The organism is Bacillus sp. M5A3_1b, from assembly GCF_053345335.1.
This window is the reverse complement of sequence record NZ_JBKEZY010000001.1, coordinates 212334-233086: the sequence shown is the minus strand read 5'-3', so window position 1 is coordinate 233086 and position 20753 is coordinate 212334. Positions and strand designations below refer to the sequence as shown.

Below are 20753 nucleotides of genomic sequence, written 5' to 3'. Positions count from 1 at the left end.
AGAGGAGGACTACATGTGCTTGAGCAAGGTTTATTAGTAACGGCTGGGGTAGCATTCTTAATTTCTGTTGCCCTTTCGCCATTATTTATTCCATTTTTAAGGAAATTAAAGTTCGGACAGAGTATTCGTGATGAGGGACCAAAGTCACATCAAAAAAAATCAGGGACACCTACAATGGGTGGTATTGTCATATATGTATCTATGATGGTAACTTCACTTATTATGGCGATTAAGTTTAATCATTTAGGTGCAGAGGTTTCGTTATTATTATTAGTGACATTTGGCTACGGATTAATTGGATTTTTAGATGACTACATAAAGGTAGTTAAGAAGAGAAATCTTGGTTTAACATCAAAACAAAAATTAGTAGGTCAGCTTGTTATTGCTATTGCGTTCTTTTTAATTGGAAAAGGGCAAGCGTTCCACACATACATCATGATTCCGGGAACAGATGTTAAGTTTGAACTAGGTTGGGCGTATTTTGTACTTGTATTATTTATGCTTATTGGTGGATCAAATGCAGTTAACTTAACTGACGGTTTAGATGGTTTATTATCAGGAACAGCTGCTATTGCATTTGGAGCTTTTAGTATTATTGCAGTAGCGCAAGAGCAATTTGGAGTAGCGATATTCTGTATGGCAGTTGTAGGAGCTGTACTTGGATTTTTAGTATTCAATGCAAATCCAGCGAAAGTGTTTATGGGAGATACAGGTTCCTTAGCTTTAGGTGGAGCCATTGCAGCTGTAGCGATTTTATTAAAACAAGAATTACTACTTGTAATCATTGGTGGAGTATTCGTAATGGAAACTTTATCTGTTATTATTCAGGTCATTTCTTTTAAAACAACAGGAAAACGTGTCTTTAAAATGAGTCCATTACACCATCATTATGAATTATGTGGTTGGTCAGAGTGGCGTGTTGTTGTGACATTTTGGTCTGTAGGATTTTTATTAGCTGTGTTAGGAATTTATATCGGGGTGTGGATGTAATTGAAAACTGTAACTGAATTTCAAAATAAAAATATTCTTGTATTAGGCATTGCAAAAAGTGGTTATGCAGCAGCTACGTTGTTACAAAAATTAGGGGCAAATGTTATCGTAAATGACGGAAAGCCTTTAGCAGATAATGTACTTGCTGCAGAATTACAAGCAAAAGGAATGGACGTTGTATGCGGTGGTCATCCTTTAGAATTGTTAGAGAGAAATATTTCTCTTGTAGTAAAAAATCCAGGAATCCCGTATTCTAATCCAATATTAGTTGCTGCGAAAGAAAAGCAAATTCCAATTGTTACGGAAGTTGAATTAGCATATCGTATTTCAGAAGCGCCATTTATTGGGATTACGGGGTCTAACGGTAAAACGACGACGACAATGCTTGCATTTGAAATGCTAAAAGAAGGACAAAAGCATCCTATAATTGCAGGGAACATAGGAACTGTAGCGTGTGAAGTAGCACAGGGTGCAAAAGAAAATGAAGTTGTAGTTACAGAGCTTTCATCGTTCCAACTGATGGGAGTAGAATTGTTCCAACCTAAAATTGCTGCGTTTTTAAATTTATTTGAGGCCCACTTAGATTATCACGGGACGAAGAAGGAATATGGTTTAGCAAAAGCAAATATTTTTAAAAACCAAACAGAAAATGATTATAGTGTAATAAATGCAGATGATGCAGATGTGATGGCTTTAGCTGCTTATAGTAAAGGGCAAAAAGTACTATTCTCGACAAAGAAAGAAATTGAAGATGGTGCGTGTATAAAAGAGAATGCTCTTTGTTTTAAAGGTGAAAAAGTTGTTGAAGTAGGCGATATCGTTTTACCTGGTCAACATAATTTAGAAAATATTTTAGCAGCGATGAGTATCGCAAAATTATTGGGTGTTTCTAATGAAGCAATTACTGTGGTATTAAAACGTTTTACAGGTGTAAAACATCGTTTAGAATATGTAACAACTATTAACAATCGTAAGGTTTATAATGACTCAAAAGCAACGAATATGTTAGCGACTGAGAAAGCTTTATCTGCGTTTACACAACCGATTGTGTTATTAGCAGGTGGGCTTGATCGTGGAAATGAATTCGATGATTTAATTCCATATTTCAAAAATGTAAAAGCAATTGTAACATTTGGACAAACAGCTCCAAAACTAGTAAGAGCTGCAGAAAAAGCGGGATTAGATACAATTGAAAGTGTCGATACTTTAGATGAAGCGGTAGTGAAAGCTTATGCTCATTCTACAGATGGCGATGTAATTCTTCTTTCTCCAGCATGTGCAAGCTGGGATCAATTTAAAACATTTGAAGAAAGAGGAGACATTTTTATACAAGCTGTGCATAAACTTATATAAAGTAAATCAAAACATCAGTAGGCTAACACCTACTGATGTTTTGTTACATAGGGCAAAAGTTTCTGCCTAAAGAGGTGGTGTTTATGGGTAATGAAGAAAACGCCTGATTTTATTCTCATCATCGTTACACTTGCGTTGTTAACAATCGGAATGGTTATGGTGTATAGTGCGAGTGCGGTTTGGGCCTCTTATAAAATGGGGGACTCATTCTTTTTTGCAAAAAGGCAATTGCTATTTGCAAGTATTGGTGTAGTGGCTATGTTTTTAATTATGAAAATTGATTATTGGGTGTGGCGTACGTATTCAAAAGTAATTTTGCTAGTTTGCTTCATTCTTCTTATTCTTGTTCTTATTCCTGGGGTAGGACTTGTTCGAGGAGGAGCGCGAAGTTGGATTGGAATCGGGGCATTTTCCATTCAACCGTCAGAATTTATGAAATTTGCGATGATTATTTTCTTAGCAAAATTTTTAGCGGAACGACAAAAATTAATTACCTCTTTTAAACGTGGTTTACTACCAGCTCTTAGTTTTGTATTTCTTGCTTTTGGGATGATTATGTTACAGCCAGATCTTGGCACAGGAACTGTAATGGTTGGGACATGTATTATTATGATATTTATCTCGGGAGCAAGGGTATTTCACTTTGCAATGTTTGGTTTGCTTGGTGTAGCAGGATTTGTAGGGCTAATTGCATCAGCACCGTATCGAATGAAACGTATTACATCATATTTAGATCCGTGGTCAGATCCGCTTGGAAGTGGATTTCAAATTATTCAATCGTTACTCGCAATTGGACCTGGTGGATTATTCGGGCTTGGACTTGGACAAAGTAGACAAAAGTTTCTTTATTTACCTGAACCGCAAACAGACTTTATATTTGCGATCTTATCCGAGGAATTAGGTTTTATTGGTGGTTCATTTGTGTTATTATTATTTAGTCTATTATTATGGCGTGGGATTCGTATAGCTTTAGGAGCGCCAGATTTATATGGTACGTTTTTAGCAGTAGGTATTGTGGCGATGATTGCGATTCAAGTAATGATTAATGTTGGTGTTGTAACAGGATTGATGCCTGTAACAGGTATTACTTTGCCGTTTTTAAGTTATGGTGGATCAAGTTTGACATTAATGTTAATGGCAGTAGGTGTATTATTAAATATAAGTCGCCATTCTCGCTACTAAACCCTGTTTTATAAGACAGGGTTTTTCGTATGTGCGCGAAGAAACATGATGTATATAGAAATAAATACGACTGAAATAAGAAAAGAGAAGCGGAGGAGTTAGTAGTGCGTGTATTAGTAAGTGGTGGGGGCACTGGAGGTCATATTTATCCGGCTCTTGCTCTAATAAGAGAAATAAAAAAATTAAATCCGGAAGCAAGGTTTTTATATATTGGTACGGAGAGTGGATTAGAGAGCACAATCGTTCCAAAAGCAGGCATACCGTTTCAATCTATTGTTATAAGTGGATTTAAGCGTAAAATATCGTTAGATAACGTGAAAACGGTGATGCGTTTCCTAAAGGGTGTACAAGATAGTAAACGATATATTCGCCGTTTTAATCCTGATATTGTGATTGGAACGGGTGGATATGTATGTGGACCAGTTGTATATGCTGCAGCAAAATTAGGTATTCCAACCATTGTACATGAACAAAATAGTGTACCTGGTGTAACGAATAAATTTTTAAGCCGCTATGTTGATAAAGTTGCGGTTTGTTTTGAAGCGGCTGCAGAACATTTTCCACAGTCAAAAGTGGTGATGACAGGGAATCCAAGAGCATCAGAAGTAATGGATCAGAATGGAATGAAAGGAAAACGTTCAGTAGGTTTATCTCTTCCTAAAAAATCGGTACTTATTTTTGGTGGAAGTCGTGGGGCTAGACCGATTAACGATGCTTTCGTAGAGGCAATTGAACAGTTTGGAAATAAAAGTTACGAAATATTGTATGTAACAGGTGAAGTTCATTATGACAAAGTGATGGAAGCAGTGAAGCAAAAAGGGAATCCGAATAATGTTATTATTAAACCTTTCATTCATAATATGCCAGAGGTACTTACAGGTGTAGATCTTGTTGTTTCAAGAGCGGGGGCAACAACACTTGCAGAATTAACCGCGTTAGGTAAGCCAAGTGTGTTAATACCGAGTCCTTACGTAACAAATAACCATCAGGAAAAGAATGCACGTTCCGTTGTCGATAAAGGAGCAGCAAAAATGTTGCTTGAAAAAGATTTAACAGCAGAAACGCTTATTCGTGATATTGATGAGATTTTATTAGATGCACAAACATTACAAAATATGAAGCTGGCTGCGGGGCAATTAGGTATTCCCGATGCAGCAAATAAGCTGTATGAAGTAATGAATAAGCTTGTAAAAAAATAACGTTAGGTGAACGCCCTGCATACTACTGTAATAAGGATACTTAGTATGGGGGAGATTGTTTATGGAGCAATTAGTAAATGAGCTTATAGAAGCAAATGTTGGTCGCGTGTTAGTGAATGAAGCGTTAGCGCGTTATACCACTATGAAAATAGGTGGACCAGCTGATATTTTAATTGTGCCAAAGCATGTTGCCAGTATTGAAAAAACGTTGCAGTTAGTAAAAAAATATAAAACAAAGTGGACTGTAATTGGTCGAGGTTCGAACCTTCTTGTATCTGATTTAGGTATAGAAGGTGTCGTTATTCGTTTAGGAGAAGGATTAGACCACTTAGAAGTCGAAAAACATAGAGTAAGAGTTGGTGGTGGGTATCCCCTTATTAAATTATCAACTTTACTTAGTCGTCAAGGGTTATCCGGCCTGGAATTTGCCAGTGGTATTCCAGGAAGTGTTGGTGGTGCAGTGTATATGAATGCAGGAGCACATAAATCGGATATATCAAACATATTATCAAAAGCTCTTATTTTGTTTGAAAACGGAACAATTGATTGGTTAACACATGAAGAAATGGAGTTTTCCTATCGTACTTCTGTATTGCAAACGAAACGTCCTGGTATTGTTTTGGAAGCTGAGTTTCAATTGCAGGTAGGGGAGCGTGAGGGAATCGTAAGCGTCATGCAAAAGAATAAAGACTACCGTCGTGAAACACAGCCGTGGAATCATCCTTGTGCAGGAAGCATATTTCGGAATCCAATCCCATACTTTGCAGGAGACTTAATAGAAAAGGCGGGGCTTCGTGGTTATCAAATAGGCGGAGCTCAAATTTCTGAAATGCATGGGAATTTTATTATTAATACTGGGGGAGCCAGTGCGCAAGATGTCTTATCTTTAATTGCATTAATAAAACAAACAATTGAGGATAAATTTGGCGTAGAAATGCATACAGAAGTAGAAATCATTGGAAGATAACGGTTATTCGTTCCGCTCATTATCATTTATGTTATAATAAGAAGATAAGAACGGCATGAGGAACATGCCGTTTTTTATGTTACGTAGGGGGATCGTACATGAAAAATAGTAAAGTGATTAAACTACAGGATCGTGTACCAAAGTTAAAAAATCAACAGAAGAAAAACAAGAAAAATGTTAATCATCGGTTGATTTTATACATATCAATTTTATTTTTATTAGTGCTCTTTTTAATTTATTTTCGGTCTCCGCTAAGCAATATCAAAAAGATAAGTGTGTTTGGAAATCATTATATGACAGATGAACAAGTGATGAAGGAATCAGGTGTGACGTATGATACAAGTTATTTCCGAGTGACGGCACATAAAGCAGAAGAAAACCTAACGAAACGAAAAGAAATTAAAGCAGTAAATGTAAAAAAACGTTTTCCAAATAAAATTGATGTTCATATTGAAGAATATTTAACGATTGGTTATATAAACAAAGATGGGAAATTACAACCGTTACTAGAGAACGGGAAAACACTTGATGTACTTCCGAACGGAAAACTTCCTGTTGCAGCACCAATTTTTGAACCTTTTAAAGAGGAAAAAATGAAGGAGTTAATTGCTGAGCTTGAAAAATTAACACCAACTATTTTAAGGTCTATTTCTGAAATTCGTTATTCACCGACGAATGCGAATGAAGATCATCTTACTTTATATATGAACGAAGGGTACGAAGTGAGCACTACGATTCAAAATTTCGCAAAGCGTATGGAAGCTTATCCGCTTATCTTAAAAACAATTGAGCCGGGTAAAAAGGTATTAATTGATTTAGAAGTAGGGGCATATACGAAAGAATTAGGAGCGGAAGAAAAAAAAGAATAGAACGATAGTTTTTACTACGTTCCTGTAGAAAAAACGAAACGAATGTTCTATTGAATGCATCTGAATTTACAAGAATGGTTCATTTGATGAAAAAGATGTAAAAATTCTTAGATTCATACTAGGATTGGTACAAGTTTCACTTTTCTATGAGTACATCTTAGTGTAGACTTATACTTGGCGGTAATCTTTACACTTGAAATAGAATTATTTCAAGATAAGCAGTTATTCAAAGTTTACTGCGATATTCTTAAATGAATGTTAAATAAAAATAAGAAAAATATAGGGTTAAAAAAGGGAAACGTATAAAGACGTTGAATATTTTTCTTATAAATAGTAAAGTTGCGATTGTTGTTCCATATATTGAGTTGTATGGTATAAATAAAGAAGGAGGTGCCAAAGAATGAACAGCAATGAAATATATGTTAGTCTTGACATCGGTACATCCAATGTTAAAGTCATCATTGGTGAAATGGTTAATGACAGCTTAAACATTATTGGTGTTGGAAATGTAAAATCAAATGGTTTAAAGAAGGGATCGATAGTTGATATAGACGAGACTGTTCGATCAATTAAAAAAGCAATTGAACAAGCTGAGCGCATGGTGGGAATCCACATTGAGCAAGTTGTAGTAGGTGTCAATGCAAACCAGGTACAGCTACTTCCTTGTCACGGAGTAGTCGCTGTTTCAAATGAAGATCGTGAAATCGGGAATGAAGATGTCTTACGCGTTCTAGATGCAGCACAAGTTGTGTCAATTGCTCCAGAGCGTGAGTTTATTGATGTGGTACCTCGACAGTTCATCGTAGACGGTCTTGACGAGATTAACGATCCACGCGGGATGATCGGTGTAAGATTAGAAATGGAAGGTACACTTATAACAGGCTCGAGAACTTTACTACATAACCTACTTCGTTGTGTAGAAAAAGCAGGTCTTGAAATAGTTGATATTTGTCTTCAACCTTTAGCGGCTGCAACAGTTGCTATATCTTCAGATGAAAAAAATAGAGGAGTAGCCCTTGTTGATATGGGGGGAGGATCTACAACTTTATCTATTTTTAAAGATGGAGAGTTACAAGCGACGAGCGTATTACCGTTAGGTGGAGACCATATAACGAAGGATATTGCGATTGGGTTGAAAACTTCAACAGACAATGCAGATCAAATAAAGTTGAAATATGGACATGCTTTTTATGATACAGCATCTGAAGAAGAGATGTTTACGGTTCCTATTATGGGAAGCGATCAAACAGAACAATATTCTCAGTTGGAATTATCGGATATAATAGAGGCTCGTGTAGAGGAAATTTTAATGTTTGTTCAAGATGAAGTGCGTAAGTTAGGAGTAAAGCAAGTAGCTTCTGGCTATGTACTAACTGGTGGAATTGCTTCTATGCCGGGTGTTCTTGATCTTGCATATGATATTTTACATGAAAATGTTCGTATAGCGACTCCTGATTATATTGGTGTGCGTGAGCCACAATATACAAGTGGAGTAGGATTAATTAAACATTCTTATCAAAAAGCTAAATTACGTGGAAAAAATGTGCAGGAAAAGCAAGAACATTTTGAACCAGTACCAGCACCAGCACCAACGCCGGTACAACAGCAACCTGCGAAACAAAAAACTCGTAATCAAAACAATAATAATCAAAATGATGAACGTATGATGTCAAAAGTAAAACGTGTATTCCGTTATTTATGGGATTAAAATTGGACACGAAAAATGAGGTTCTAGGGGGATTTCGACATGTTAGAGTTTGATACTACTCAAGATCAATTAGCGAATATAAAAGTTATCGGTGTCGGCGGTGGCGGAAACAATGCTGTAAACCGTATGATCGAACACGGTGTACAAGGTGTAGACTTTATCGCTGTGAATACTGATGCACAAGCATTAAATCTATCAAAAGCTGAAACAAAAATGCAAATTGGTGGAAAATTAACACGTGGACTTGGTGCAGGTGCAAACCCTGAAGTAGGGAAAAAAGCTGCAGAAGAAAGTAAAGAACAGATCCAAGAAGCACTTCGTGGTGCGGATATGGTCTTCGTAACTGCTGGTATGGGCGGCGGAACTGGAACTGGTGCAGCTCCAGTTGTTGCTCAAGTTGCAAAAGAATTAGGTGCATTAACAGTTGGTGTTGTGACACGTCCATTTACATTTGAAGGACGTAAACGTGCAACGCAAGCAGCATCTGGTATTGCGGCATTTAAAGAAAATGTAGATACACTTATTGTAATTCCAAACGATCGCTTATTAGAGATTGTTGATAAAAATACGCCGATGTTAGAAGCATTCCGTGAAGCAGATAACGTATTACGTCAAGGTGTTCAAGGTATTTCTGATTTAATTGCAACACCAGGTTTAATTAACTTAGACTTCGCAGACGTAAAGACAATTATGTCTAATAGAGGTTCTGCTTTAATGGGTATTGGTTCTGGTAATGGAGAAAATCGTGCTGCTGAAGCTGCGAAAAAAGCGATTTCTAGTCCATTATTAGAAACATCTATTGATGGAGCTCAAGGTGTTATCATGAACATTACGGGTGGAGCTAACTTAAGCTTATATGAAGTACAAGAAGCGGCAGACATTGTAGCTTCAGCTTCAGATCCAGAAGTAAATATGATCTTCGGTTCTGTTATTAATGAAGGATTAAAAGATGATATCGTTGTAACTGTAATTGCAACTGGTTTTGATGATAGTGCTTCGACGCAGCCACCAAAACCAATTATCCGTCCGACTGCGAATCACACGCAACAACAGCAACAGCAAGTAGCTCAACCTTCAAAACAACGTGAAGTTAAGCGTGAAATGAAACGTGAAGAGCCGGTTGTGCATGAGCGTCATACAGATTCAGATGACATCGATATTCCAGCATTCTTACGTAACCGTCGTAGACGATAAAAGAAAAGGGGCTTTTATGCTCCTTTTTTGTTTTGTACAGGGAAAAGATCTGCTAAGCAGGTCTTTTTTTATTTTATATATTTCGATTTATCCCGCTATTTGCTGGGCGCCTGATTGGTGCGGGGGGATTAAAGTTTCACTTAATATATAAGTAAAAAGATATAGTATTCTATGAAACATATACTTTTATTTTTTACCGACAGATTTTGTCTAGAAAGCACAAAATAACAAAAAAACACCTCCGCAAATTGACACACTTTCCTATTGGATATGCATTATACTAGTCTCAACTTAAAAAAAGAGGTGAATTGTTTGGTTGTTTACGCCGACGTTGTTTGGTTGTTAAACGCCTGCATTGATTTTCTTTTACTTTTATTAACAGCAACCGTGTTAAAAAAGAAGATCAAAAGATGGAGGCTTGTGTTAGGGGCATTTATAGGTTCAACCATTGTTATTTTTGCCTTTACTCCTTTTGCTTCTATGATGACACATCCAATTATGAAACTACTGTACTCGTTACTTATTGTGTATACAGCATTTGGGTTTACAACGTTTAGAAACTATGCACAAACTGTTTTTACTTTTTATTTTGTAACCTTTATGGTTGGCGGAGGGTTAATTGGGACTCATTTCTTTTTGCAAACGAATGAAATGGTAAATGGATTGGTTCAATCTCAATCAATTTCTTACGGTGATCCAATTAGCTGGTTGTTTGTTGTTTTTGGTTTTCCAGTAATTTATTATTTTTCTAAAAAGCGTATTGAAAGCGTAGAGGTTACAAAAATACACTATGACCAAATTGTGAAATTGAAAATTCAATTAGCTGAAGAGGAACTAGAACTCTCAGGTTTAATTGATAGTGGGAACCAACTTTACGACCCGTTAACAAAAACACCCGTTATGATTATGCATATTTCATCATTAGAGCATTGCTTGCCAGCTTGGTTAACAGAACAAATTTATTCCAAAACAGAGATTCCTCAAATACCAGAAAATGATTCTGGCTGGGCGACAAAATTACGCTTAATTCCTTTCAGAGCAGTAGGAGTAGAGAATCAATTTTTATGGGCAATTAAGCCAGACAGTGTGCAAATTTATCATGAAGGTAGTTCTATTGTAGTCAGCAAAGTATTGATTGGAATAAATACACAACAGTTGTCAACCAATGGAGAGTATCAATGTATTGTGCATCCGAAAATGTTAATTTCTCAAAAAATGGTAATTGCTTAATAATGGGAGGCGGGATAATATGATGAAATTAAAATTTTATTTAGTATACCTTTGGTATAAAGTATTGTTGAAATTAGGAATTAAGACCGATGAAATTTATTATATCGGTGGAAGTGAAGCGTTGCCACCACCGTTAACGAAAGAAGAAGAGGAAGTTCTTTTGAATAAATTGCCAAAAGGAGATCAGGCAGCAAGATCGTTACTGATTGAACGCAACTTACGGTTAGTTGTATATATAGCAAGAAAGTTTGAAAATACAGGGATAAATATTGAAGACTTGATTAGTATAGGAACAATTGGCCTTATTAAAGCAGTGAATACATTTAATCCGGAAAAGAAAATAAAATTAGCGACATATGCCTCACGTTGTATAGAAAATGAAATTTTAATGCATTTGCGTCGGAATAATAAAAATCGTTCAGAAGTTTCTTTTGACGAACCGCTTAACATCGATTGGGATGGGAATGAACTTTTGTTATCAGATGTATTAGGTACAGATGATGATATTATTACAAAAGATTTAGAAGCTACTGTAGATCGTCATCTTCTAATGAAAGCATTGCATCAATTAAATGATCGTGAAAAACAAATTATGGAACTTCGGTTTGGGCTTGCTGGAGAAGAGGAAAAGACGCAAAAAGATGTGGCGGATATGCTTGGGATTTCACAGTCATACATTTCGCGTTTAGAAAAAAGAATCATAAAAAGATTACGAAAAGAATTTAATAAAATGGTGTAAAGAATAAGACCAGCCGTTATCTAGGCTGGTCTTATTCTCTTTCGTTGTAGGAGAAGAGACAACGAAAATGAGAAATGAAGAGAAAACCGCATGCATAAAATCCCCTTCAAAGGAAATACTTTACACTGTACAGCAACTCCCGATAGGAGGGAACACTTTGACGAGAAACAAAGTAGAAATTTGCGGTGTTGATACAGCTAAACTTCCCGTACTAAAAAATGATGAAATGCGTAAATTATTTCGTGAAATGCAAAGTGGAGAGATAAGCGCAAGAGAGAAATTAGTGAATGGAAACTTACGTCTTGTACTGAGCGTCATCCAAAGATTTAATAACAGAGGAGAATATGTTGACGATTTATTTCAAGTTGGTTGCATCGGACTTATGAAATCCATTGATAACTTTGATTTAGGCCAAAATGTAAAATTTTCAACGTATGCTGTGCCGATGATTATTGGGGAAATACGCAGATATTTGCGTGATAATAATCCGATTCGCGTATCTCGATCATTAAGAGATATTGCGTATAAAGCGTTACAAGTAAGAGAGAAATTGATTGCAGAAAATTCAAAAGAACCAACAGCAATGGATATTGCAAAAGTGCTTGAAGTGACTCATGAAGAAATTGTTTTTGCATTAGATGCGATTCAAGATCCAGTTTCATTATTTGAACCGATTTATAACGATGGGGGAGATCCTATCTTTGTTATGGATCAGTTAAGTGATGAAAAACAAAAGGACGAGCAGTGGGTTGAAGAGCTAGCACTGAAAGAAGGGATGAAGCGTTTAAATGATCGTGAGAAAATGATTATTCGAAAACGTTTCTTTCAAGGAAAGACACAAATGGAAGTTGCAGAAGAAATTGGGATTTCTCAAGCACAAGTGTCACGTTTAGAGAAATCAGCTATTAAACAAATGAATAAGACGATTCAAGGATAAGGTTTCACCATTTATGGTGAAACCTTTTTATATGTAATATAGTTTGTCTTCGCTCATAGTAGGGAAGTTGTGCTCATATAATGAAAATAATATGGGATTAGTAGAGGGTACTTCCTGTTAATTTGAAAAACAGTGTTTTTTCAATTCGTCATATATAAGGGAGAGGATGAAAATGATAAAAATTTCGGAGTTGCAGATGAAAGAGATAATAAATGTTTCAGATGGAAAAAGGCTTGGGAATATTGGAGATATTGAAATTGATATGAACACAGGGAAGATCGGGTCTATTATTATTTCCAAACAGGCACGTATGTTAGGGATCTTTGGGAAGGATGTAGAAATTGTAATTCCTTGGGAGGAAATTATGAAAATTGGGGAAGATGTCATACTTGTTAGAGTAAATCCTGTTAATTCTGTAACAGAATCAATACAAACACCGACAATTTCATAAAGAATATTACAAATTCCTCTTTTTTTTCTGTTGGCATTATGAAAAAATAAAAGTATGGTAAAATAGACAGGAAGTACCATGCTTTTTTATGTTATTTTAATTAAAAGGAGTCACTTTATGAGACAACCATTTAAATATGTGGACGGTATACTGTATTTACAAGCGTGGAAAGAACTTGGAAACATTACTGCTGGATTTACGACAAAAGATGGTGGGGTAAGTACGGGCTCCTTTCATGCGATGAATTTAGGATTACATGTGAATGATATCGTGGAGAACGTTCATGAAAACAGACGCATTTTAGCAAATAAGTTACAAAAACCATTAGAAAACTGGATTTGCTCTGAACAAGTTCATGATCATCATGTTGAAAAAGTAGGACAACAGGAAAAAGGAAGTGGCGTCTATTCATATGAAGACGGCATTTCAAAAACAGATGGCATTTATACGACTAATAATGATGTTCTTCTAACATCATGTTACGCGGATTGTGTTCCACTCTATTTTTATGCACCATCACATGGTATGATAGGACTTGCGCATGCTGGATGGAAAGGGACTGTAAAAGAGATTGCAAAGGAAATGATTCAAAAATGGAATGCAGAAGGGATTTCAAGTGATGAAATTCATGTTGCAATTGGACCAGCAATTGGATCTTGTTGTTACGTTGTTGATGATCGAGTGTTAACAGCAGCAGAACAAGTAGTAAACGGCTCTGTCCCTTATAAAAAAATTTCTGATGGGCAGTACGCAATTAATTTAAAAGAAATTAATCGTATATTATGTGTACAATCAGGCATAAAAGAAGAGAATATTGTAATGTCATCTCTTTGTACAAGCTGTGAAGAACAACTATTTTTCTCTCATCGTCGTGATCAAGGTAAGACAGGAAGAATGTTGAGTTTCATAGGTTTTAAGGAGGAAGAAAGCAAGTGACAGTACAAAAAAATTTAACAACTGTAAATGAAGCAATTAAACAATCTTGCGTACGAGCGGGACGTTCGTTGCAAGATATTAAACTCGTTGCGGTTACAAAAACGGTAGGAATTGAAAAAACAAACGAAGTAATTGAAGCTGGAATTATCGATTTAGGTGAAAATAGAAATGAAAGTTTCTTACAGAAGTACGAACATTTCGGTTCAAAAGTGAATTGGCATTTTATTGGATCATTACAAACGAGAAAAGTAAAAGAAATCATTAATGAAATTGATTATTTACATTCGTTAGATCGTCTTTCACTTGCAAAAGAAATTCAAAAACGTGCTGATAAGAAAGTGAAATGTTTTATTCAAGTGAAAACATCATCTGAAGAATCAAAGCAAGGATTGGCAATAGAAGAAACCGTTTCTTTTATTCAAAGTTTGCAAGAATTGGATAAGATTGAAGTGGTGGGACTAATGACAATGGCTCCGTTTACAGAAGAAGAGGAAGAAATCAGACGCTGTTTTAAGGAGCTGTGTATGCTACAAACAGAGGTGCAGGAGCTAGAATTATTACATGCGCCATGTAAAGAATTATCAATGGGAATGTCTAATGATTACACGATTGCAATTGAAGAAGGTGCTACATATATTCGTTTGGGGACGATTTTAGTAGGAAAAGCGTAAAAGGAAGGAGAATCTTATTATGAGTTGGTCAAAAGTAAAATACTTCTTTTTTGATACACCGGAAGAAAAAGAAGCAGCTCAATATAGTTATGAAAAGGAGCAAACAGACATGAAGAAGCAGCAAGATCCGCCAGAACAACAAGATGTTGCGTTTCCAAAAGCGCAACCGAAACAAAATGTTGTGAGCATTGAAACGGCAAAGCAATCTTCAAAAGTTGTTTTATTAGAACCACGCACATATTCGGAAGCACAAGGGATTTCGGACCATTTAAAAGGTAGACGAGCTGTTGTGATTAATTTACAACGAATGTCTACTGATCAAGCTGTACGTATCGTTGACTTTTTAAGTGGTACTGTATACGCTATAGGCGGGGACATTCAAAAAATAGGACCGAAAACATTTATGTGTACCCCTGAAAATGTAGATATTGTTGGTGCAATTTCAGAGTTATTCGGTGAAGAAGAAGACACAAATATAAAGAGGTGGTAATACGCCATGGTAACAGTTTTAAACGTTTTAATTACTGCTATCGAGATTTACTCGTGGGCACTTATTATTTACATTCTTCTATCATGGTTCCCTGGTGCAAAGGAATCAACTTTTGGAGAAATTCTTGCGCGTATTTGTGAACCGTATTTAGAACCATTTCGCAGATTTATTCCGCCGCTTGGTATGATTGATATCTCTCCACTCGTTGCGATTTTCACGTTAAAGCTTGCTACGAATGGTTTAATAAGTATATTCAACTATTTCTTATAGTAAGAGGTTAAATACATGAGCATCTATGAACATTTCAGACCCGATGAAGAGGTCTTTGTGGATAAGGTGTTAGAGTGGAAGCGAGCAGCGGAGTACCATCAAGTGAAGTTAACAGACTTCCTTGATCCAAGACAACAACAAATTGTCACTATGGTAATAGGACAAGGGGATGTTGCTGTACAGTTTGATGGTGCAACGCCTCATGCAGAGCGTAAGAGAGCACTCATTTATCCGGACTATCTAGTAGTGAATGAAGAGGAATTTCAAGTAGAAGTATTGGAAATTGACTATCCTTCCAAGTTTTATACGCTAGAACATAGGCAAATATTAGGTACATTTATGTCTCTTGGTTTAACGAGAGAAAAATGTGGTGATATTTTGCTTCAAGAAGATCGTGCCCAAATTGTAGTCGCGAAAGAAGTTGTACCTTATATTGAGATGAACTTACAATCTATAGGGAAAGTGAAAGTCTCCTTATCACCAGTGCAAGGAGAAAAAATTCTACAGATGCAAGAAACGTGGGGAGAGAAATCTGGAACGGTTTCTTCACTTCGTTTAGATGTTATGTTAGCTGAAATGTTACATATATCCAGACAAAAAGTACAACCTTTCATAAAAAATGGTTTAGTAAAAGTTAATTGGAAAACAGTGGAGCAAACTTCTTATGAATGTTATCCAGGAGATGTTTTTTCAGTGAGAGGATATGGACGAAGTAAATTGTTTTCTGTAGAAGGTAGAACAAAGCGCGACAAATGGAGAATTTTGTATGGTATACTAAAATGATTGGTTTTTTAGAAGGAAATCCTCCTATTTTGTCGAAGAAAAGATATAATTGAAATAGGAAATTTAGATAACTACTTGGAGGTGGCGTTGTGCCGTTAACACCATTAGATATTCATAACAAAGAATTTGGTCGCGGATTCCGTGGCTATGATGAAGATCAAGTAAATGAGTTTCTTGATCAAATTATCAAAGATTATGAATTAGTCATTCGTGAGAAAAAAGCTTTAGAAGAAAAAGTTGCGCAATTAGAAGGGAAGTTAGATCATTTCTCTAATATTGAAGATACGTTAAACAAATCTATCATCGTTGCACAAGAAGCAGCGGAAGAAGTAAAACGTAATGCGCAAAAAGAAGCAAAATTAATCGTACGTGAAGCTGAAAAGAATGCAGATCGTATTATTAACGAAGCGTTAGTAAAATCAAGAAAAGTTGCCTTTGATATTGAAGAGCTAAAGAAACAAGCGAAAGTATTCCGCACTCGTTTCCGTATGTTATTAGAAACACAGCTTGAAATGTTAAACAACGATGATTGGGATAAACTAATTGAGTTAGAAGACGAAGTAGATGAACTGTTGAAAAAAGAAGAAACAGTGTAAGCTTGACGTTTTTCTCATTATTACATATAATTTTAAACAACATATTTATTAAGAAAAACGAAGATAGGGATAAGTACCTTTTTCATACCTTATATAGCGAACTGAGGATGGTGTAAGCTCAGGATAAGGAGATAATGGGAATATCACCCTGGAGTTCCGCGCTGAACAAATAGAGTAAGCGTAGGCGTATATTCGCGTTAAGAATATAAAGAGGATTGTATACATACGTATAGGATCTACTAGGGTGGTACCGCGGGAGACTTTCTCGTCCCTTTTTGGGATGAGAAGGTCTCTTTTTTATTTCGTTTTTTAAGTGTTTCTTTTATACATGTAAGGAGGAATTGAGCATGGAGTACAAAAATACATTACTAATGCCAAAAACAGAGTTCCCAATGCGTGGGAATTTACCAAAACGTGAGCCTGCAATGCAAGAACAGTGGGCTGAAATGAATATTTATGAAAAGGTACAAGAACATACGAAAGGTCGTCCTTTATTTGTACTGCATGATGGACCTCCATATGCGAATGGTGACATTCATATGGGGCATGCATTAAATAAAGTGTTAAAAGACTTTATTGTTCGTTATAAATCAATGACTGGTTACTGCGCACCATATGTACCGGGTTGGGATACACACGGTTTACCAATTGAGCAAGCTTTAACAAATAAAGGTGTAAAGCGTAAAGAAATGACAGTTGCTGAGTTCCGTAAGTTATGTGCAGAGTATGCATATGAACAAGTAGAACGTCAACGTGAACAATTTAAGCGTTTAGGTGTACGTGCAGATTGGGATAACCCATATATTACTTTAGAGCCGGCTTATGAAGCGCAACAAATTAAAGTGTTCGGTGATATGGCGAAAAAAGGTTATATCTATAAAGGGCAGAAACCAGTTTACTGGTCTCCAACGAGTGAATCGGCTTTAGCAGAAGCTGAAATTGAATACCAAGATAAAAAATCAGCATCTATTTACGTAGCATTCCCTGTAAAAGACGGAAAGAACGTATTAGAAGGTGATGAGAAATTCATTATCTGGACAACAACACCTTGGACGTTACCTGCAAACTTAGGTATTTCTGTTCACCCAGAACTTGAATACGCTATTGTAAAAGTAAATGATGAAAAATATATTATTGCTTCTGAACTATTTGAGACAGTTGCAAAAACGTTAGAGTGGGAAAATGCTGAAGTTGTGAAAACGGTAAAAGGTAGCGAACTTGAGTATACAGTTGCAAAACATCCATTCTACGATCGTGATTCATTAGTTATGCTAGGAGATCACGTAACAACAGATGCAGGTACAGGTTGTGTTCATACAGCACCAGGACACGGGGAAGATGACTTCGTTGTTGGTAAAAAGTATGGATTAGAAGTACTTTGCCCAGTTGATGATAAAGGTGTATTAACAAATGAAGCACCTGGATTTGAAGGCTTATTCTATGATAAAGCTAACAAGCCAATTACAGAAAAATTAGAAGAAGTAGGCGCGTTACTGAAGCTAGCATTCATTACGCATTCATACCCACATGATTGGAGAACGAAAAAACCAATTATTTTCCGTGCGACAGCACAGTGGTTTGCATCTATTGAAGCGTTCCGTAAAGAATTATTGGAAGCTGTTGCGGAAACAAAATGGGTACCAGCATGGGGAGAAACTCGTCTTCATAATATGGTTCGTGACCGTGGTGACTGGTGTATTTCTCGTCAGCGTGCATGGGGTGTGCCAATCCCTGTATTCTATGCAGAGAATGGTGATCCAATTATTACAGATGAAACAATTAACCATGTAGCAGATTTATTCCGTGAGCACGGTTCTAACGTATGGTTTGAGCGTGAAGCGAGAGATCTATTACCAGAAGGATTTACACATACAGGTAGCCCAAATGGTGAATTCCGTAAAGAAACAGACATCATGGATGTATGGTTCGATTCAGGTTCTTCTCACCAAGCAGTATTAGAAGAGCGCGAAGACTTACAACGTCCAGCTGATTTATATTTAGAAGGATCGGACCAGTATCGTGGTTGGTTTAACTCTTCATTATCAACAGCAGTTGCTGTAACAGGTAAAGCTCCATATAAAGGCGTACTAAGCCATGGTTTCGTATTAGATGGTGAAGGGCGTAAAATGAGTAAGTCGATTGGAAACATCGTCGTACCGAAGAAAATTATGGATCAATTAGGTGGAGATATTTTACGCTTATGGGTATCTTCTGTTGACTATCAATCTGATGTACGTATTTCAGATGATATTTTAAAACAAGTAGCAGAAGTGTATCGTAAAATCCGTAACACATTCCGTTTCTTATTAGGAAACTTAGATGACTTTAAGCCAAGTGAAAATACAGTAGCTGTAGCTGAACTTCGTGAAGTAGATCGTTACATGTTAGTGAAATTAAATGACTTAATTACAAAAGTAAAAGAAGCATATGAAACATACGACTTCGCTGCTGTGTATCATGCAATTCATAACTTCTGTACAATTGATTTAAGTTCATTCTACTTAGACTTTGCAAAAGACATTTTATACATTGAAGGTGAAAACCATGAAGATCGTCGTGCAATTCAAACTGTATTATATGATGTTCTTGTTGCATTGACGAAACTTGTAACACCAATCTTACCGCATACAGCTGATGAAGTATGGCCATACATTCCGGGTGTAACAGAAGAAAGTGTACAATTAACTAATATGCCAGAAGCTGTACAATTAGATGGTGCGGAAGCATTAAAAACAAAATGGGATGCATTTATGACGTTGCGTGATGACGTATTAAAAGCGTTAGAAGTAGCTCGTAATGAGAAAGTAATCGGTAAGTCATTAAATGCAAGTATTACGCTATATCCGACTGTAGAAATGAAAACTATGTTAGAGTCTATTAGCGAAGACTTAAAGCAATTATTCATCGTTTCTGAGTATAAACTTGGTGGTATGATGGAAGAAGCGCCAGCAGATGCGCCGAAGTATGAGCATACAGCGGTTGTTGTTGCTCAAGCAACTGGTGAAACATGTGAACGTTGTTGGGTAGTTTCAGAAACAATTGGTAAAGACGCTGAACATGAAACATTATGTGAGCGTTGTGCAACAGTTGTTAAAGAAAACTATGTAAAATAATAAAAAAACTGACTGTGCGTAAGTACAGTCAGTTTTTTTTGTTGATGATATATTAAAATAACTTTCACTCTCTTTCCTATGAAGGAAAAATGTGTGTGAGGTAAGCATAGAAATTTCGGACACACTAATCGTACATTGCAGCTGGGAGGAATGTACACGTGAATGAAATGTATATGGAAATCAAAGAAGAATTGCAATTGATGCGAAAAGAGTTACAAGAGAGGCTAGCTAAAGAGGTCATGCACAAATATGATACAGAGTTTAGCGAAGAGCTTGGATATGAAATTAAGGAAGAGATAAAGAAAAAACTCCTATTACATGATATAAAAGAGGATTTAAAAGATGTAGAACGTGCATTATTTAAAATGGAAATAGATATGTATGGTATTTGTGAAGAAACGGGGAGAGCAATTTCGGTAAAACAAATGAAGACGATGCCGACTGCCCGTACCATTCATGAATTTTTCTATGAAAAAGTAAATGTATGAATGCGCACAACGATATTATATTACCTTTTTTTAATTTATTTTATTCTTCTATAAAGGTTCATTGTGAAAAGGTTGCAGCTATGCTAAAATTTTGAGGTACACTGTCTTTGTGGGGGAAATGAAAATGATATATTATGTAATAGCGTTATTTGTCATTGCCATCGATCAAATATCGAAATGGCTAATTGTAAAGAACATGGAATTGGGTACGAGCATTCCGATTATCGATAATGTATTATACATAACATCACATCGAAATAGAGGAGCTGCCTGGGGGATTTTAGAAAATAAAATGTGGTTTTTCTACATTATTACAGTCGTTTTTGTAGTATTTATCGTAATTTATATGCAAAAATATGCGAAAACAGACAAACTTCTAGGGATTTCATTAGGTCTAATATTAGGCGGAGCAATTGGTAATTTCATTGATCGTGTATTTAGACAAGAAGTAGTGGATTTCATTCACGTGTATATTTTCTCGTACAACTATCCAGTATTCAATATAGCTGATTCAGCATTATGTATTGGTGTTGTATTAATTATTATTCAAACATTATTAGAAGGCAAGAAAACGAAGGAGTAATTGA

General features: G+C 36.1%; 21 protein-coding genes and 1 other annotated feature. All 21 genes read left to right on the top strand.

Features of this window, described 5'->3' with window-relative positions; translation table 11 throughout:
* The first annotated feature begins 15 nt into the window (after positions 1-15).
* The 21 genes from mraY (at position 16) to lspA (ending at position 20749) form a co-directional block, all read left to right on the top strand.
* A complete protein-coding gene (gene mraY, locus ACLBWW_RS01100) occupies positions 16-990 on the top strand; it encodes a phospho-N-acetylmuramoyl-pentapeptide-transferase (protein ID WP_000893058.1) in 975 nt (324 codons plus the stop codon).
* Positions 991-2343: a UDP-N-acetylmuramoyl-L-alanine--D-glutamate ligase gene (gene murD / locus ACLBWW_RS01095; protein WP_048546091.1), complete on the top strand. Its 1353-nt coding sequence runs from the start codon at positions 991-993 to the stop codon at positions 2341-2343.
* Between the two features lie 90 nt (positions 2344-2433).
* Positions 2434-3525, top strand: coding sequence for a stage V sporulation protein E (spoVE, locus tag ACLBWW_RS01090; RefSeq protein WP_000753516.1), 1092 nt, complete (start codon positions 2434-2436; stop codon positions 3523-3525).
* 104 nt (positions 3526-3629) lie between these two features.
* On the top strand, positions 3630-4724 hold the full coding sequence (murG, locus tag ACLBWW_RS01085) for an undecaprenyldiphospho-muramoylpentapeptide beta-N-acetylglucosaminyltransferase (RefSeq protein ID WP_001265424.1): 1095 nt from the start codon (positions 3630-3632) through the stop codon (positions 4722-4724).
* Positions 4725-4785: 61 nt separating this feature from the next.
* The gene (murB, locus tag ACLBWW_RS01080; RefSeq protein ID WP_048546089.1) at positions 4786-5691 is read left to right on the top strand and encodes a UDP-N-acetylmuramate dehydrogenase; all 906 of its coding nucleotides are present in this window, start codon (positions 4786-4788) and stop codon (positions 5689-5691) included.
* 98 nt (positions 5692-5789) lie between these two features.
* The gene (divIB, locus tag ACLBWW_RS01075; protein ID WP_000798232.1) at positions 5790-6560 is read left to right on the top strand and encodes a cell division protein DivIB; all 771 of its coding nucleotides are present in this window, start codon (positions 5790-5792) and stop codon (positions 6558-6560) included.
* Positions 6561-6960: 400 nt separating this feature from the next.
* Positions 6961-8268, top strand: a complete 1308-nt coding sequence (ftsA, locus tag ACLBWW_RS01070; RefSeq protein ID WP_048546087.1) for a cell division protein FtsA — start codon at positions 6961-6963, stop codon at positions 8266-8268.
* A gap of 39 nt (positions 8269-8307) precedes the next feature.
* Positions 8308-9462, top strand: coding sequence for a cell division protein FtsZ (ftsZ, locus tag ACLBWW_RS01065; protein WP_000888983.1), 1155 nt, complete (start codon positions 8308-8310; stop codon positions 9460-9462).
* A 312-nt stretch (positions 9463-9774) separates the two neighbouring features.
* Entirely contained in the window at positions 9775-10692 is a 918-nt protein-coding gene (gene spoIIGA / locus ACLBWW_RS01060; RefSeq protein WP_141547872.1) for a sigma-E processing peptidase SpoIIGA, read from the top strand.
* A 19-nt stretch (positions 10693-10711) separates the two neighbouring features.
* Positions 10712-11431, top strand: a complete 720-nt coding sequence (sigE, locus tag ACLBWW_RS01055) for an RNA polymerase sporulation sigma factor SigE (RefSeq protein ID WP_000976947.1) — start codon at positions 10712-10714, stop codon at positions 11429-11431.
* Positions 11432-11588: 157 nt separating this feature from the next.
* A complete protein-coding gene (gene sigG / locus ACLBWW_RS01050; RefSeq protein ID WP_000197753.1) occupies positions 11589-12368 on the top strand; it encodes an RNA polymerase sporulation sigma factor SigG in 780 nt (259 codons plus the stop codon).
* A 172-nt stretch (positions 12369-12540) separates the two neighbouring features.
* Positions 12541-12819 (top strand): YlmC/YmxH family sporulation protein, encoded by a 279-nt coding sequence (locus ACLBWW_RS01045; protein ID WP_048546082.1) that lies wholly within the window; start codon positions 12541-12543, stop codon positions 12817-12819.
* A 117-nt stretch (positions 12820-12936) separates the two neighbouring features.
* Positions 12937-13755, top strand: coding sequence for a peptidoglycan editing factor PgeF (gene pgeF / locus ACLBWW_RS01040; RefSeq protein WP_046956465.1), 819 nt, complete (start codon positions 12937-12939; stop codon positions 13753-13755).
* Complete coding sequence (locus ACLBWW_RS01035) at positions 13752-14426, top strand: YggS family pyridoxal phosphate-dependent enzyme (protein ID WP_000218035.1); 675 nt, start codon at positions 13752-13754, stop codon at positions 14424-14426. The genes pgeF and ACLBWW_RS01035 overlap by 4 nt, the downstream gene beginning before the upstream one ends.
* 19 nt (positions 14427-14445) lie before the next feature.
* The gene (locus ACLBWW_RS01030) at positions 14446-14916 is read left to right on the top strand and encodes a cell division protein SepF (protein WP_000119131.1); all 471 of its coding nucleotides are present in this window, start codon (positions 14446-14448) and stop codon (positions 14914-14916) included.
* Between the two features lie 6 nt (positions 14917-14922).
* Entirely contained in the window at positions 14923-15186 is a 264-nt protein-coding gene (locus ACLBWW_RS01025; RefSeq protein WP_000259082.1) for a YggT family protein, read from the top strand.
* 15 nt (positions 15187-15201) lie between these two features.
* A complete protein-coding gene (locus ACLBWW_RS01020) occupies positions 15202-15969 on the top strand; it encodes a YlmH family RNA-binding protein (protein WP_048546079.1) in 768 nt (255 codons plus the stop codon).
* Between the two features lie 89 nt (positions 15970-16058).
* A complete protein-coding gene (gene divIVA / locus ACLBWW_RS01015; RefSeq protein WP_001131609.1) occupies positions 16059-16565 on the top strand; it encodes a septum site-determining protein DivIVA in 507 nt (168 codons plus the stop codon).
* Between the two features lie 51 nt (positions 16566-16616).
* Positions 16617-16841 (top strand) — a binding site (T-box leader).
* Between the two features lie 71 nt (positions 16842-16912).
* Complete coding sequence (gene ileS2, locus ACLBWW_RS01010; RefSeq protein WP_048546077.1) at positions 16913-19678, top strand: isoleucine--tRNA ligase; 2766 nt, start codon at positions 16913-16915, stop codon at positions 19676-19678.
* 158 nt (positions 19679-19836) lie between these two features.
* Entirely contained in the window at positions 19837-20166 is a 330-nt protein-coding gene (locus ACLBWW_RS01005) for a hypothetical protein (protein ID WP_001004658.1), read from the top strand.
* A gap of 124 nt (positions 20167-20290) precedes the next feature.
* Entirely contained in the window at positions 20291-20749 is a 459-nt protein-coding gene (gene lspA, locus ACLBWW_RS01000) for a lipoprotein signal peptidase LspA (protein WP_000642186.1), read from the top strand.
* Positions 20750-20753: the final 4 nt, after the last annotated feature.

Bases quoted from the DNA above. Each gene is read 5' to 3' on its own strand.
- pgeF (WP_046956465.1), top strand. From the start codon at position 12,937: ATGAGACAACCATTTAAATATGTGGACGGTATACTGTATTTACAAGCG.
- ftsZ (WP_000888983.1), top strand. From the start codon at position 8,308: ATGTTAGAGTTTGATACTACTCAAGATCAATTAGCGAATATAAAAGTT.
- spoVE (WP_000753516.1), top strand. From the start codon at position 2,434: ATGAAGAAAACGCCTGATTTTATTCTCATCATCGTTACACTTGCGTTG.
- ileS2 (WP_048546077.1), top strand. From the start codon at position 16,913: ATGGAGTACAAAAATACATTACTAATGCCAAAAACAGAGTTCCCAATG.
- ACLBWW_RS01020 (WP_048546079.1), top strand. From the start codon at position 15,202: ATGAGCATCTATGAACATTTCAGACCCGATGAAGAGGTCTTTGTGGAT.
- ACLBWW_RS01025 (WP_000259082.1), top strand. From the start codon at position 14,923: ATGGTAACAGTTTTAAACGTTTTAATTACTGCTATCGAGATTTACTCG.
- ACLBWW_RS01030 (WP_000119131.1), top strand. From the start codon at position 14,446: ATGAGTTGGTCAAAAGTAAAATACTTCTTTTTTGATACACCGGAAGAA.
- murB (WP_048546089.1), top strand. From the start codon at position 4,786: ATGGAGCAATTAGTAAATGAGCTTATAGAAGCAAATGTTGGTCGCGTG.
- ACLBWW_RS01045 (WP_048546082.1), top strand. From the start codon at position 12,541: ATGATAAAAATTTCGGAGTTGCAGATGAAAGAGATAATAAATGTTTCA.
- sigE (WP_000976947.1), top strand. From the start codon at position 10,712: ATGATGAAATTAAAATTTTATTTAGTATACCTTTGGTATAAAGTATTG.
- ftsA (WP_048546087.1), top strand. From the start codon at position 6,961: ATGAACAGCAATGAAATATATGTTAGTCTTGACATCGGTACATCCAAT.
- divIB (WP_000798232.1), top strand. From the start codon at position 5,790: ATGAAAAATAGTAAAGTGATTAAACTACAGGATCGTGTACCAAAGTTA.
- lspA (WP_000642186.1), top strand. From the start codon at position 20,291: ATGATATATTATGTAATAGCGTTATTTGTCATTGCCATCGATCAAATA.